This is a genomic window from Flavobacterium sp. PS2 (assembly GCF_046250155.1).
In the GTDB taxonomy this organism is placed as follows: Bacteria; Bacteroidota; Bacteroidia; order Flavobacteriales; family Flavobacteriaceae; genus Flavobacterium.
The window spans coordinates 188106-201846 of record NZ_CP176426.1 but is presented as its reverse complement, the minus strand read 5'-3'; the positions used below and the strand labels follow the sequence as shown (position 1 = coordinate 201846).

Sequence of the window (13741 nt, the reverse complement as noted above, 5' to 3'; positions counted from 1 at the left end):
ATTTATTTAGTACATTTAGGTAATGAACATCCATAAGCTTTAAGAGCCAAAGCATCAAAAGAAGGTTTGTTATTTTGGATTAATAAAGAATCAATTGCCATTTGTGCATAATTAGTATTTGCATCAGTGCAATATCTTGTCTTGTTATAATTTCCTCGATAATATAAATTTTGGGAAGCATCAATAAGAACCGCTTGAGGTGTAGAGAACACACCGCATTTTTCAGCAATATCATTATCAAAGAAAACAGGAACCTTAGAATCAAATTTGTCTTGAATTTCTTCTACTGTGAAATTTTTTACTTTGTTGAGAACTACGATATTGAAATTAATCTTATCTCCATATTTTTTTATTAATTCACTTACATGTGGCGCGTTAAAACGGGAGCATGGACAATCGGGATTAAAAAAATGGATGAAAATAGGTTTATTTTTAGTAGTAAACTGTTTTCCAAGATTAATGTGAGATCCCATAGCAATATCGTGATGATTTTTTGGGACGGGTGTAGGTAAACTGTATTGGTATTCATTTTGCCAGAACAAAACTAAGATGGCACCGAAAAGAAATGAAAACCACACGGCAAGAAGGAATTTTTTCCTCATAAATTGGTTGTTTTTTTGGTTGAAAATATAGAATTAAACACTTGTTAATTATTTTCATTATAAAACACATTTAGCTAATATGAATAAAAATATCATATTTAAAGACTATTTAAATAGATAATAATAAGATATTATTGTTAAAATATGTTTTTCTTAAGCCGTATCAATGTTACAAATAAAATCGATAAACAACAAATAAAATGGACAAATTGCGACAAAAAAAGCAATATGTAAGAATAGGATTAATTATAGGAAAATATCGTACAATTTTAGGTTAAACAAAAATTACTTTGTTTTAGAAGTATCTTTTGTAAACAAGTCTTGATTTTGCAGTAATAGTTTGAGAGTAAGACAGAAGAGAGGTAGTGTAGAGGATGTTTTTTCCTGTCTTACAAAAATCGAAAAGGGCTCGCTTATTTTTTAAGGAGTGTAAATTTTAAAAGTTCCATTTTTATAAAAAAGCACAATTTTTTCTATTTCTTCGGAAGAAGAAGAATTAGGAATTACGTTTTTTATTTCAGGAGTATTTTTTTCAATTGGTTTTTTCTCCGTTGGATTTTCTATTTCTAAGAATAGGTCTTCGGGGATAAAGCTTTTAGTTGGAAAAATAGGAGCGATGGGTTTTTCAATTTCTTGTGGAATTGAATTTGTAACCACTTCGATATTTTCACTTTTAGGAAAAGTACCTTTTCCGTTCAAGACCCAATACAAATCTACATCGGGAAAAATCTCAATAATTTTTAATATAAAATCTAAGCTAGGTTTGTTTCTGCCAGAAAGTAGGTGAGACATACTAGAGCGTTGCACCCCAATTTTGTCTGCAAATGATGAAGCATTTAAACCATAATAATCGAGTATGGTTTCCAATCTTTTTATAAAATCCTCGATGTTTACCATTGTAAATTGTTTTTTAAATTAAGATGGTTTACAAATGTAACTAAAATATACCGAAGCACCAATTATACAATTGTAAATTGCCTAATTCTAGCTATTTTACTGATTATATGACTTCATGTAATGTTATATAAGTTGTTAGTATTTAGTGTTGTAAGTGTGTTTTTGTAAATAGGTAACAAATGTCACCAAAACCAAGGGAAATGGAGGTTATTTCGAGAAAATAAGCGTTTACAAATGTAGATTATGGCAAAATTTAATTGTTTACAATTGTAAAAATAAAGATGTTTACTTTTGTAAACCAAACAATACGACATGAATTTAGAAGAATTATTTAGCTTACATAAAGAACAAAGTATTCAAGGAAGGTATCTTACACTAGATGCAATTACTCCCTTATTAGACAAATTAAATACTAATAATCAAGTTAAGATTATTGGTAAATCGGTTTTGGATCAACCTATATATAGTTACGAAATTGGGTCTGGAAAAACACGAATTTACCTTTGGTCGCAAATGCATGGAAACGAAAGCACGACCACAAAAGCCTTATTTGACTTTATTAATGTCTTAAATAGCGGTTCAGATTTTGCAAATAAAATGCTAGAAACCTTTACTTTTTATTCCATTCCTATACTAAACCCCGATGGTGCGAAGTTATATACCCGAGAAAATGCTAACAAAGTCGACTTAAATCGTGATTCGCAACAGTTAACTCAACCAGAAAGTAAAGTATTAAGAGCTGCATTTGAAGCGTTTAAACCTCATTATTGTTATAACCTGCATGATCAGCGCACTATTTTTGGCGCAGGAGACACAGGGAAGCCTGCTACGGTTTCGTTTCTGGCACCTGCATATAATGAAGAGAGAGAGATAAATGAGTCTCGTACAAAGGCTATAGATCTGATTGTTGCTATGAATGATGTTCTGCAGCAGTATATCCCTGGGCAAGTAGGGCGTTTTGATGATTCTTTTAATATTAATTGCATAGGAGATACATTTCAATATCTGGGAGTGCCTACAATTTTATTTGAGGCGGGGCATTATCCTAATGATTATGAAAGAGAAGTTACTAGGAAGTATATATTTTTTGCCTTAATTACTGGATTTAAAGCACTAAGCGAAAACGATATAGTTGTCAATGGAATTAATAAATATTTGAATATTTCACAAAATAAAGTCGTTTTTTATGATTTTATGTATAAAAACATCAAAATAAATTATGATGGTATCGAAATAATCACGAATTTTGCCGCACAATACAAAGAAGAATTGATTGAAAATAAAATTTGCTTCACTGCTTACATTACCGAAGTTGGTGAATTAGAAAATTATTACGGTCATTTTGAATATGATGCTAAAGGGGCAACATATACTGATGATTTTAGTAATATTCCGAAAACAAGTCAGAAAGCAGATTTTTATTTAGATAAAAACATAAAATTTGTTAATGGATTGATAAAAAGTTAGTTTTTTTGTCATTTTGTTATTTTTTATATATATTTTTATACTTTGTAATAGCAATTAGTAATATTAATTAAAGAATTATGAGTAAATTTCGTTTGGATGAAGTAGATCACCAGATTTTAGACATGTTGATAGACAACACAAGAGTACCGTTTACTGACATTGCAAAAAAATTATTGATATCTGCAGGAACAGTACATGTAAGGGTGAAAAAAATGGAAGATGCCGGAATAATAATGGGATCTTCATTAGCCTTGGATTATGATAAATTAGGATATTCATTTATAGCTTATGTAGGTGTTTTCTTGAATAATACATCTCAAACAAAATTTGTTTTAGAGCGTATTAATCAAATTCCATTCGTAACAGTAGCATCTGTAACTACAGGAAAATTCAATATTTTCTGTAAAATAAGAGCAAAAGACACGAAACATGCTAAAGAAGTTATCTTTATGATTGATGATATCGAAGGAGTTTACAGAACAGAAACTATGATCTCGTTAGAAGAAAGTATTAATGATAAGAAGCGTTTGATGCATACTATTTTTAAAAATATGTAATTGACCTTGAATGCTATATTGAATATAACCTCAAGTTTTTCTTGGGGTTTTTTTATGAAAAATTAACTATTAACAACCAACCAACTATAACACATTATGTATACGCTTCCTAAAATTGAACGTTTTAATCAAGACGTTCTTTCTAAATACCATATTTACAATAGTGTCTTTATTACATTACCATTTGATTCTATTGATAATACTGGGGTTTTACTTCCTTTATTTACCGAAGTTTGCGAAACAGGCTTCAAAAAACAAGAAACACCTAAAGAAATTGTGAATTTTTTCTCAGGAAAGTATTTAAATAATGCTTCCGAGAAAGATAAAATCGACTTAATGTTTCGATTTATTCAATATATCGAGCGACAAATTGTATTGTTTGATGCTATCGAAGACGCAGCTTTTCCTACTGTAAACAATATGGAAGGAAGAGGATCGCTTCGTGATATCAAAGAAAAGTCTGATGCTAAAGAAAAAGAAGATGATTTAGTAGAGTTTTTAGAAGACTTTAATGTTCGTACCGTTTTAACTGCGCATCCTACACAATTTTACCCAGGGCCAGTATTAGGTATTATTAATGACCTGACCGATGCGATTCGTGCAAATGATTTGCTTAAAATCAAGAAATTACTTGCTCAATTAGGAAAAACACCATTTATACAAAATGAAAAACCAAATCCTTACGACGAAGCGGTAAGTTTAATTTGGTACTTAGAGAATGTATTTTACGAAACCTCGGGCGAAATAGTACATTATCTTCAAAGGAATATCTTTCACGGAAAATCAATTCAAAATCCATTGATAAAACTAGGATTTTGGCCAGGAGGAGACCGTGACGGAAACCCATTTGTAACCACTGCAATTACCTTAAAAGTTGCAGAACGTTTGAGAACTTCGATTCTAAAATGTTACTATGTAGAGATACGAAACCTAAAAAGGAAACTGACTTTTGCGGGAGTAGATACATTAGTTTCAGATTTAGAGTTTAAATTATATCGTTCTGTTTTTTATTCAAAAGGGGAAATTTACATCACTTTAGGCGAATTTAAAACACAATTAAACAAGATAAAAGATATAATTATCGATAAGCACCAGTCGTTGTATTTAGACGAATTAGAGGCGTTACTTATAAAAATTAACTTGTTTGGTTTCTATTTTGCAACACTAGATATTCGTCAGAATAGTAAAATACATGATGCTGTTTTTAAAGATGTTGTAACGTATTACTTAAAGTCTGACTCTACAGTTTTTCCTGCTAATTATTATGATTTATCAGAGAATGAAAAGATAGCAATCCTTTCAAAAGTAAAAGGAGATCTTAATCCTAATGTGTTTGAAAACGAAATTACAAAATCAACAATAGAGTCAATTCAAGCTATTAAAACCATACAAGAGAATAATGGCGAGTATGGAGCAAATCGCTATATAATCAGTAATAACGAAAGTGCGCTGAATGTAATGGAGACTTTTGCATTGATTAGATTAAACAATTGGGAAAGTCCAACAGTTGATATAATCCCACTTTTTGAATCTGTAGATGATTTACAAAAAGCCCATAAAATTATGGAGCAATTGTACACAAATCCAGAATATGCAAAACACCTTGTAGAGAGAGGAAACAAGCAGACTATAATGTTAGGATTCTCAGACGGCACAAAAGATGGAGGGTATTTAATGGCAAACTGGAGTATATACAGGGCCAAAGAAGCACTTACCGAAATCTCAAGAAAATACGGAATTAAAGCTATTTTCTTTGACGGACGTGGAGGACCACCAGCTCGAGGAGGAGGAAAAACACATAAGTTTTATGCTTCACTAGGTCCAAAAATCGAGAATAACGAAATTCAGATTACAATACAAGGGCAAACAATTAGTTCAAATTTTGGAACATTAGATTCTTGTCGCTATAATTTAGAGAATTTATTAAGTGCCGGAGTTACAAATCAGGTATTTAGTAAAGGTAAAAATGAGTTGACTGTAGATGAAAAAGATATATTAGATCAACTAGCAGAACTAGGGTATCAAGAGTATTTAAGCTTTAAGAATCATCCTAAGTTTATTCCTTATCTGGAAAAAATGAGTACTTTAAAATATTACTCTAAAACAAATATAGGTAGCCGACCATCAAAAAGAAGCAAGTCAGAGAATCTGGATTTTGCCGATTTACGAGCTATTCCGTTTGTAGGTTCTTGGAGTCAGTTAAAGCAAAATGTACCAGGTTTCTTTGGGGTAGGTTCAGCTTTGAGACATTTTGAAGAAACAAACCAATGGGAAAAAGTTCAGGATTTATATGATAATTCATTATTCTTTAAAACCTTGTTAGAAAATAGTATGATGTCACTGGCAAAATCATTTTTACCATTAACAGCTTACATGAGGAAAGACCCTGAATTTGGTGATTTTTGGCAAATTATCTACGATGAATTTTCGGAAACTAAACGTCTTTTATTAAAAATTGCCGGACATAAAGAGTTAATGGAGAATTATCCTGATGGTAAAGCATCAATTCAGATAAGAGAGCGTATAGTATTGCCATTGTTAACAATACAACAATATGCTTTGTTAAGAATTAATGAATTAAACAAGCAAGATAAAGTCGATGAAGACCTAATCAAAGTTTATGAGAAAATAGTAACGCGTTCGCTTTTCGGAAATACAAACGCAAGTAGAAATTCAGCTTAAATTTAATTATTATGTTAGGATCACAATTATTAGAAAACGAGTATTCTGGCGGATTTACAACTTATATCCGCGAAGCAGGAGATGTAAATTTGATTGAAGAACTAGAAATTTCTTTGCATGATTTTATAAAGTTTGTTCAGAATATCCCAATGGATAAATTTGATTATCGTTATGCCGAAGGAAAATGGACAATCAAAGAAATCATTCAGCACATAATCGACACCGAACGTATTTTTGCATATCGCGCTTTACGTTTTTCTAGAAACGATAAAACAGGATTGCCAAGTTTTGATGAAAATGATTATGTAGATAATACGAATGCAAACGCAAGAAGCATTCAGGATTTATTAACGGAACTTTCTGCAGTAAGACATTCGAATTTATTGTTCTATGAAAATTTATCAGAAGAGCAGCTTAAACGAATTGGTACAGCATCAAATAATCAGATATCAGTTAGAGCTTTAGGTTTTGTAATTATTGGTCACCAAAAACATCATCAAAAAGTTTTTCAAGAAAGATATTTGTAGCTAATAAAACGCTACAATTAAATATTAAAAGTCTTGTGAAATAGTAATTCACAGGATTTTTTTTTGAAGCTATTCCTGCTGTTTACTATATCTTTTTATTTTTAAAGGAAAAATAAAAAGGATGCCGTTTCCATCAGGGCTAAGGATTATCCTAGTTTATAAAAGATTTTGTGATTAAAGTTTCAAATTTGTCCTCCTGAGTCGAGTCGAAGAGTAATTGCAATTTGTCTTGTTTTTGTTGATACGCGAGTAGTTTGTGTCCTTCGATTCCGCTAGAAAGTCTTAAAGGAACGCAGATGATACGGATTTGCTAAAGCAAAAACGTTGATAAAACGGATTTTTTAAACGAATAAAAATAGAATTCGTCTCAATTTTGATAGATAATTTTCTGCAAACTTGCTTTTTTGAGTGCGATAAATCCCTGTAAGAAACACAATAATCTTTGTCAAAGTTCAAAATTTTGACAAAGATTTAGAGGTGTAATATCGTTTAATGAGTACGTGAATTTATCATGTTTTAATAATTCTTCTCAATAATCGCCAGGCCTAAGCGTATTTTATCATAAGAAATTTGCTCTTCAAAAAAGTCATAATAGGGCTTTAGTGTTTCAGGATTTTCAAGTTTTACTTGGGCTTTTCTTATCTGGATAACTTCGGCATCAGAGACATAATCAGATAAATTAATATCATGCCCATCAACATATAGCTTGGCTAAGTGAGATGCAATTGTCGAAATACCAAGTTTCCTTTTTGCTGCGATAGCCTCAATAGAAATTCCTTCCTGAAATAACTCTAAGGTTACTTTATATGTGCTGCTTTCCTTTTTAGATTTTGCCTTTGGAGCTTTTTTGTTTTTAAAAAAATCGATTATAGCATTTACAAAATCAGAACCATACTTCTCGAGTTTGGCTTTTCCGACTCCGTCAATTGCGATAAGTTCATCATCGCTCATTGGTCGTAATAATTCCATTTGCCTTAAAACAGCATCGCTAAAAATTACATAAGCCGGAACTTCTTCTTCTTTAGAGATTTTGTAGCGCAATTGTCTGAGTATTTCAAAAAGAGAATTTGGCTTAGCTTTAGTAGCTTTTTCTTGTATTTCAATTTGCTCAATAGCTTTCTTAACTACTGTTGTAAGCTGAACTTTTTCCCCTTCAAATAATACTTTTTTAGCAAAAGAAGTCAGTAAAATTTTATTGTGTTGGTGAAAAGCAATTTCGCAATAGCCTAAATTTATCAACTGAATTAAATATTGGTTCCAATCGTACCAAGAAATATCGGCACCAATACCATAAGTTTTTAAATTCTGATATTCGTTTTCGTAAATATGAGCGTTTTTAGAACCTCTAAGAAAGTCGACAATTACTGCTAAAGTTTCTTTTTCTTGTAAACGTGTAATGGCTGATAGCGCTTTTTGAGCAATAACGGTTCCATCAAAAAACTTAGGAGGATTTTTGCAAATATCACAGTTACCACAGTTTTCATTTACTAATTCACCAAAATAAGAAAGCAAGATTTTTCTGCGACAGCTTAAAGCGTCCGCATATTGTTTCATTCGTTCTAATTTTGCAAGTTGTACTTCGGCGTTTAAACCTTCAGAAGCAAATTTCTGCAACTGAATAACATCGCTGTAACTTTCGAACAAAATAGTTTCTGATGGCAAACCATCACGACCAGCTCTTCCGATTTCCTGATAATAACCCTCTATATTTTTAGGTAAATTGTAATGAATTACCCAACGAACATTTGATTTATCGATTCCCATCCCAAAGGCAATTGTAGCACAAACAACCTGGCAATCGTCGTTTATAAAATCATCCTGAGTTTTAGAACGTAGTTTATTATCTAGACCTGCATGATATGCTTTGGCGTTAATTCCTCTTTTTTGTAATTTTCCTGCAAGTTCTTCGGTTGTTTTTCTGCTTAGGCAATAAACAATCCCAGATTCGTGAGGTTTCTTTTCTATAAAATCTATAATTTGTTTTACTCTGTCGAGAGCAGGACGTACTTCCAGACTTAAATTTTTTCTATCAAAAGAAGCAACAACCGTTTTCGGGTTATTTAAATTTAATTGTTTTGTAATGTCGGTTCTCGTTGCTTTATCGGCAGTTGCTGTTAATGCAAGGACAGGAGTGGAAGGGAAGCGATTTTTTAGATATCCTAAATTAGTATAAGCAGGACGAAAATCATGTCCCCAAGCCGAGATACAATGCGCTTCGTCTATTGCTATTAAGCTTACCGTTAATTGATTGAAAATGATATCTAGATAAGATAAGCTTTCGGGAGCTATGTAAACCAACTTTATTGTGTTAGATTTTAAGCTTTCCATGTAAAATTGTTGCTCTTGCTCAGATTGGCTGCTGTTTATAAAACAAGCAGCAATTCCGTTTGCTTTCAAGCTATCGACTTGATCTTTCATCAAGGCAATAAGAGGGGAAATAACGATTGTAATTCCTGGTAGTACTAATGCCGGTAACTGAAAACAGATAGATTTTCCGCCACCAGTAGGCATAATTGCTAAAGTATCCCGACCAGAAAGTATTGTATTTATAATATCTTCTTGGTTTGGTCTGAATTTTTCAAATCCAAAATTTTCTTTTAGCTTGGCGTGTAATATTTCTGTTTTCATTGGCTTATATTTTTGTAGGTAATTTACTAAATAAAAAAGGAACTCATATTATGAGTTCCTTTTTTATTTTGAAATATTCAGATTAATTAATCTTCATCTTCTTCGTCATCATCCTCATCGGCGATATCTTTCTCACGGTCTTCATCGTCATCATCTCCGTCAAGATCTGGCTTGTCTAAGTTTTCATCTTCATCGTCGTCATCGTCAGCAGCGTCGTCGTCTAGATCAAGACCTTTTATTGGTTCGATTGTGTCAACATCTGCATCGATTTCATCATCTTCATCGTAATTTTCAATTCTATCAGCAAGTTTAGTACTAATTTTTACTAAATAGATAGTATCTTCTGTACGTACTTCAACGGCTTCTATCAATTCGTTTTTAGCATTTCTAAAACGGATAACATCCGAATCATCATAACCATCAGGAAATTTATCAACTAATAAGTTTAAAATTTCATTGGTAAGTTTAGCGTAATCAACTATTACTCTTTTCATAAAGTTATTCTATAAATCTAATAAATATGCAAAAATTAACGGTGCTACAATGGTAGCGTCTGACTCTATAATGAACTTAGGTGTTTTAATATCTAATTTACCCCAAGTAATTTTTTCATTAGGAACGGCTCCAGAGTATGAACCATAACTGGTTGTTGAGTCTGAAATTTGACAGAAATAGCTCCAAAACGGAACATCGTGCATTTCCATATCTTGGTATAACATTGGTACCACACAAATCGGGAAATCTCCAGCAATACCACCACCAATTTGGAAAAATCCAATTCCGTTAGTGCTATTTTTAGGGTACCAATCTGATAAGAAAACCATATATTCGATTCCAGATTTCATCGTAGATGCTTTTAATTCACCTTTGATTACGTATGAAGCGAAAATGTTACCCATTGTGCTATCTTCCCATCCTGGTACAATAATAGGTAAATTTTTCTCTGCTGCAGCATACATCCAGCTATCTTTTAAGTCAATTTCGTAGTATTCTTCTAATACACCAGAAAGTAACATTTTGTACATGAATTCATGTGGGAAATAACGCTCTCCTTTATCATCTGCATCTTTCCATATTTTGTAGATATGTTTTTGCAAACGACGGAATGCTTCATGCTCAGGGATACAAGTATCTGTAACTCTGTTTAATCCTCTTTCTAATAAATCCCACTCATCCTGAGGAGTTAAATCACGATAGTTTGGCACTCTTTCGTAGTGAGAGTGTGCCACTAGATTCATGATGTCTTCTTCTAGATTTGCACCTGTACAAGAAATGATTTGAACTTTGTCCTGACGAATTATTTCGGCAAAAATCTTTCCAATTTCGGCAGTACTCATTGCTCCAGCCATACTTACCATCATTTTGGCTCCATTTGCCAATTGTTGCTCGTATGCTTTTGCAGCATCAACTAAAGATGCAGAGTTAAAGTGTAAATAATGTTTTTCAATAAACTGACTAATTGGTCCTTTCATTTTTTCTTTTTTTTTTGAATTCAAAGGTTATAAAAACCCTTAAAGATTGTTATGCAAATTAATAAAATTTATAAAAATATAGTACAATTTGCGATTTTTTTTATTGTTTTTTACTGTACCCTAATATCTTCAATACTTGATCTGATGTTTGCTCTTCTGAAAAGACTTCAGTTGCCAAAAATCCATTCTCATCTCTATCTATCAAAATGTGCTTAGGTTGTGGGATTAAACAGTGATGTAATCCTCCATAACCACCAATCGTTTCCTGATAAGCTCCTGTATTGAAGAAACCAATATATAAAGGCTTTTCTTTATTATATTTAGGTAAGTAAATGGCATTCATATTTTGTTCGGAATTGTAATAATCGTCACTATCACAAGTAAGTCCGCCTAATAGAACCCGTTCGTAAGTATCATTCCACCGGTTTACAGCCAGCATAATAAATCGTTTGTTAATTGCCCAAGTGTCAGGTAAAGTAGTTATGAAAGAAGAATCAATCATATTCCATTTTTCTCTGTCATTTTGTTGTTTTTGGTAAAGAATCTGATAAATCGCACCACCACTTTCACCTACGGTAAATGAACCGAATTCAGTAAAAATATTTGGAACATCTACTTCAGCTTCATCACAAGCAATTTTAATTTGATTGATAATTTCATCAATCATGTATTGGTAATCGTACTCAAAAGCCAATGAGTTTTTAATTGGGAATCCACCTCCGATGTTCAAACCATCTAGAGTAGGGCATTCCTTTTTTAAAGCTACATAAACTTTAATACATTTTACCAACTCATTCCAGTAATATGCATTGTCGTTGATACCTGTATTAATAAAAAAGTGCAACATTTTTAGTTCCAAATTTTTATTTTCTTTGATCTCTTTTTTGTAAAAAGGAACAATATTTTTGTATCCAATTCCTAATCTCGAAGTATAGAACTCAAATTTTGGTTCTTCTTCGGCAGCAATTCTAATTCCGATTTTAAATTTACCTTTTATTTCTGCCTGAAGCAAATCAAGTTCTTCGTAATTATCAATAATCGGAATGGTGTTTTTATGACCATTATTTATAAGTCTTGCGATATTAGTTACGTATTGGTCTCTTTTAAAACCATTACATATTATATGTGTATTTTTGTTAATCTTGCCATTCTCCAATAAATTTTCCGCGATATTGATGTCAAACGCCGAAGAAGTTTCTATATGGATATTGTTTTTGAAAGCTTCATTCATGATAAACTCAAAATGCGAACTTTTAGTACAATAGCAGTAATAGTATTTAGCTTCGTATTTATTTTTTTCCATCGATTTTCTAAACCAACTTTTTGCTTTGTTGATATTATTAGAAATTTGAGGTAAATAAGTAAATTTTAATGGCGTACCATATTTTTCTACTAATTTCATCAAATCGATGTTGTGGAATTGAAGGTTGTCTTTGTTTAAAGTAAATTCCTCTTGAGGAAAGTAATAAGTTTGATTGATTAAATCAGAATATTTTGTATTCATTGAGATATGTATATTTTAAATTAAATTATGTGGTAAACAATAAAATAATCTAAAATTCAAACCCGAATATTTGCATACACGATTTGTAGTTTCTCGTGCTCCGCTTTTGTACATTGAAACAGGTCAAAACAATAGTTTCCTTTTATATTATAAAAACGGTTCAATATCCTCAGGAATGAAGTATTGACTTGGTTCTTGTATGAACGGAATTCTTTTTGTTTTTGATTTTTTTTCACGCTGCAAATGTAAAAAATATTATATACGTAAAGCAAAGCTTTTTTATTAAAAAATACGTTAAGATTTGTAATCTTGAAAGGACTCAAGAATTAATTCATTTTCAACCGATTGATTGATCTTTATTTTCCCGATTCCTTCTATTAATGCAAACTGAATTAAGCCATATTCGTTTTTCTTATCATGAATTAGTAATTCTAAGATAGGTTCGATATCATTTTCTTCAATAATAACATCGTCATAAATAGATTTTATAGCCGATTTTATCTGTGAATATTCCTCTTTTGTAATTAAATTTTTGTGTAACGATATGTAACTTTCCAGAATCATACCTATAGCAATTGCCTCACCATGTAGTAATGTTTTCTTATTTTCATTTTCTAAAAAGTAACTTTCGATAGCGTGTCCTAATGTATGTCCGAAATTTAAAGCCTTACGAATATGTTTTTCAGTAGGATCTTGCATTACAATCTCGTTTTTAATCTCTACCGAGCGATAAATTAACTCGTCTAGATCTGCAAAATCGATAGCTTTTAAATCTAAAAATTTCTCCCAATATGCAGCATCATAAATTAATCCGTGTTTTAGCATTTCGGCAAGACCAGAACGCATCTCGCTTTGAGGTAGAGTTTCCAGGTATTGCGTATCAATTAATACCATTTTAGGTACATTGATAACACCAATCTGGTTTTTTAAATTCCCTAAGTCAACACCATTTTTACCACCAACAGATGCATCAACCATAGATAATAAAGTAGTTGGGATGTGTATAAAATCAACTCCACGTTTAAATGTAGAAGCTACAAAACCACCTAAATCGGTAACAACGCCACCACCAAGATTAATAACCAATGTTTTTCTATCAGCACCAAGTTCCGTTAGAACCTTCCATATTTCGATGCAAGTTTCAATATTTTTATTGATTTCGCCCGATTCAAACTCGATAATTTCGATAGTTAAGTCCGTTTCTAATAAAGGTAAAAATTTAGGTAAACAATATTCATTTGTGTCGGTATCTACAACAATGAACAGGTTTGAATACTTATTTTCTTTTAAATGATTATTTAAAGCTTCGTATGCATTTTGATTAAAATGTATCGGATAATTATTGGCGTGAATTGATTGCATGTTTTCTGTAGTTAATTGAAAGCGCAAAAATAAGGCATTTTAA

11 protein-coding genes are annotated in these 13741 nt (G+C 31.7%); 4 read left to right on the top strand and 7 right to left on the bottom strand.

Features of this window, described 5'->3' with window-relative positions:
- Positions 1-2: 2 nt before the first annotated feature.
- On the bottom strand, positions 3-602 hold the full coding sequence (locus tag ACJ6WR_RS00800) for a TlpA family protein disulfide reductase (protein WP_409416781.1): 600 nt from the start codon (positions 600-602) through the stop codon (positions 3-5).
- Positions 603-1022: 420 nt separating this feature from the next.
- The gene (locus ACJ6WR_RS00795) at positions 1023-1499 is read right to left on the bottom strand and encodes a helix-turn-helix domain-containing protein (protein ID WP_086894493.1); all 477 of its coding nucleotides are present in this window, start codon (positions 1497-1499) and stop codon (positions 1023-1025) included.
- A 312-nt stretch (positions 1500-1811) separates the two neighbouring features.
- Here ACJ6WR_RS00795 and ACJ6WR_RS00790 point away from each other — a divergent pair, with 312 nt between their 5' ends.
- From ACJ6WR_RS00790 to ACJ6WR_RS00775, 4 genes are all read left to right on the top strand, one after another.
- Positions 1812-2966 carry a M14 metallopeptidase family protein gene (locus tag ACJ6WR_RS00790; RefSeq protein WP_323489412.1) on the top strand — a complete coding sequence of 385 codons (1155 nt, stop codon included), beginning with the start codon at positions 1812-1814 and terminating at the stop codon, positions 2964-2966.
- 77 nt (positions 2967-3043) lie between these two features.
- Positions 3044-3523, top strand: coding sequence for an Lrp/AsnC family transcriptional regulator (locus ACJ6WR_RS00785; RefSeq protein ID WP_007805990.1), 480 nt, complete (start codon positions 3044-3046; stop codon positions 3521-3523).
- Positions 3524-3619: 96 nt separating this feature from the next.
- Positions 3620-6205 (top strand): phosphoenolpyruvate carboxylase, encoded by a 2586-nt coding sequence (locus ACJ6WR_RS00780; RefSeq protein ID WP_409416780.1) that lies wholly within the window; start codon positions 3620-3622, stop codon positions 6203-6205.
- Between the two features lie 11 nt (positions 6206-6216).
- Positions 6217-6732 (top strand): DinB family protein, encoded by a 516-nt coding sequence (locus tag ACJ6WR_RS00775; protein ID WP_409416779.1) that lies wholly within the window; start codon positions 6217-6219, stop codon positions 6730-6732.
- A gap of 516 nt (positions 6733-7248) precedes the next feature.
- On the opposite strand, the gene recQ is transcribed toward ACJ6WR_RS00775, so the two are convergent.
- The 5 genes from recQ to aroB form a co-directional block, all read right to left on the bottom strand.
- Positions 7249-9360 carry a DNA helicase RecQ gene (gene recQ / locus ACJ6WR_RS00770; protein WP_039114213.1) on the bottom strand — a complete coding sequence of 704 codons (2112 nt, stop codon included), beginning with the start codon at positions 9358-9360 and terminating at the stop codon, positions 7249-7251.
- 86 nt (positions 9361-9446) lie between these two features.
- The gene (locus tag ACJ6WR_RS00765) at positions 9447-9854 is read right to left on the bottom strand and encodes a DNA primase (RefSeq protein ID WP_086896062.1); all 408 of its coding nucleotides are present in this window, start codon (positions 9852-9854) and stop codon (positions 9447-9449) included.
- A 9-nt stretch (positions 9855-9863) separates the two neighbouring features.
- Complete coding sequence (locus ACJ6WR_RS00760) at positions 9864-10832, bottom strand: deoxyhypusine synthase family protein (protein WP_039114211.1); 969 nt, start codon at positions 10830-10832, stop codon at positions 9864-9866.
- A gap of 100 nt (positions 10833-10932) precedes the next feature.
- Positions 10933-12336 carry a decarboxylase gene (locus ACJ6WR_RS00755; RefSeq protein ID WP_039114210.1) on the bottom strand — a complete coding sequence of 468 codons (1404 nt, stop codon included), beginning with the start codon at positions 12334-12336 and terminating at the stop codon, positions 10933-10935.
- A 294-nt stretch (positions 12337-12630) separates the two neighbouring features.
- Positions 12631-13698, bottom strand: coding sequence for a 3-dehydroquinate synthase (gene aroB, locus ACJ6WR_RS00750; RefSeq protein ID WP_086896061.1), 1068 nt, complete (start codon positions 13696-13698; stop codon positions 12631-12633).
- Positions 13699-13741: the final 43 nt, after the last annotated feature.

What these genes read in the sequence shown, in the direction of transcription:
- ACJ6WR_RS00800 (WP_409416781.1), bottom strand. Translation starts at nt 602, where the DNA reads ATGAGGAAAAAATTCCTTCTTGCCGTGTGGTTTTCATTTCTTTTCGGT.
- ACJ6WR_RS00760 (WP_039114211.1), bottom strand. Translation starts at nt 10,832, where the DNA reads ATGAAAGGACCAATTAGTCAGTTTATTGAAAAACATTATTTACACTTT.
- ACJ6WR_RS00785 (WP_007805990.1), top strand. Translation starts at nt 3,044, where the DNA reads ATGAGTAAATTTCGTTTGGATGAAGTAGATCACCAGATTTTAGACATG.
- ACJ6WR_RS00775 (WP_409416779.1), top strand. Translation starts at nt 6,217, where the DNA reads ATGTTAGGATCACAATTATTAGAAAACGAGTATTCTGGCGGATTTACA.
- aroB (WP_086896061.1), bottom strand. Translation starts at nt 13,698, where the DNA reads ATGCAATCAATTCACGCCAATAATTATCCGATACATTTTAATCAAAAT.
- ACJ6WR_RS00790 (WP_323489412.1), top strand. Translation starts at nt 1,812, where the DNA reads ATGAATTTAGAAGAATTATTTAGCTTACATAAAGAACAAAGTATTCAA.
- recQ (WP_039114213.1), bottom strand. Translation starts at nt 9,360, where the DNA reads ATGAAAACAGAAATATTACACGCCAAGCTAAAAGAAAATTTTGGATTT.
- ACJ6WR_RS00765 (WP_086896062.1), bottom strand. Translation starts at nt 9,854, where the DNA reads ATGAAAAGAGTAATAGTTGATTACGCTAAACTTACCAATGAAATTTTA.
- ACJ6WR_RS00795 (WP_086894493.1), bottom strand. Translation starts at nt 1,499, where the DNA reads ATGGTAAACATCGAGGATTTTATAAAAAGATTGGAAACCATACTCGAT.
- ACJ6WR_RS00780 (WP_409416780.1), top strand. Translation starts at nt 3,620, where the DNA reads ATGTATACGCTTCCTAAAATTGAACGTTTTAATCAAGACGTTCTTTCT.
- ACJ6WR_RS00755 (WP_039114210.1), bottom strand. Translation starts at nt 12,336, where the DNA reads ATGAATACAAAATATTCTGATTTAATCAATCAAACTTATTACTTTCCT.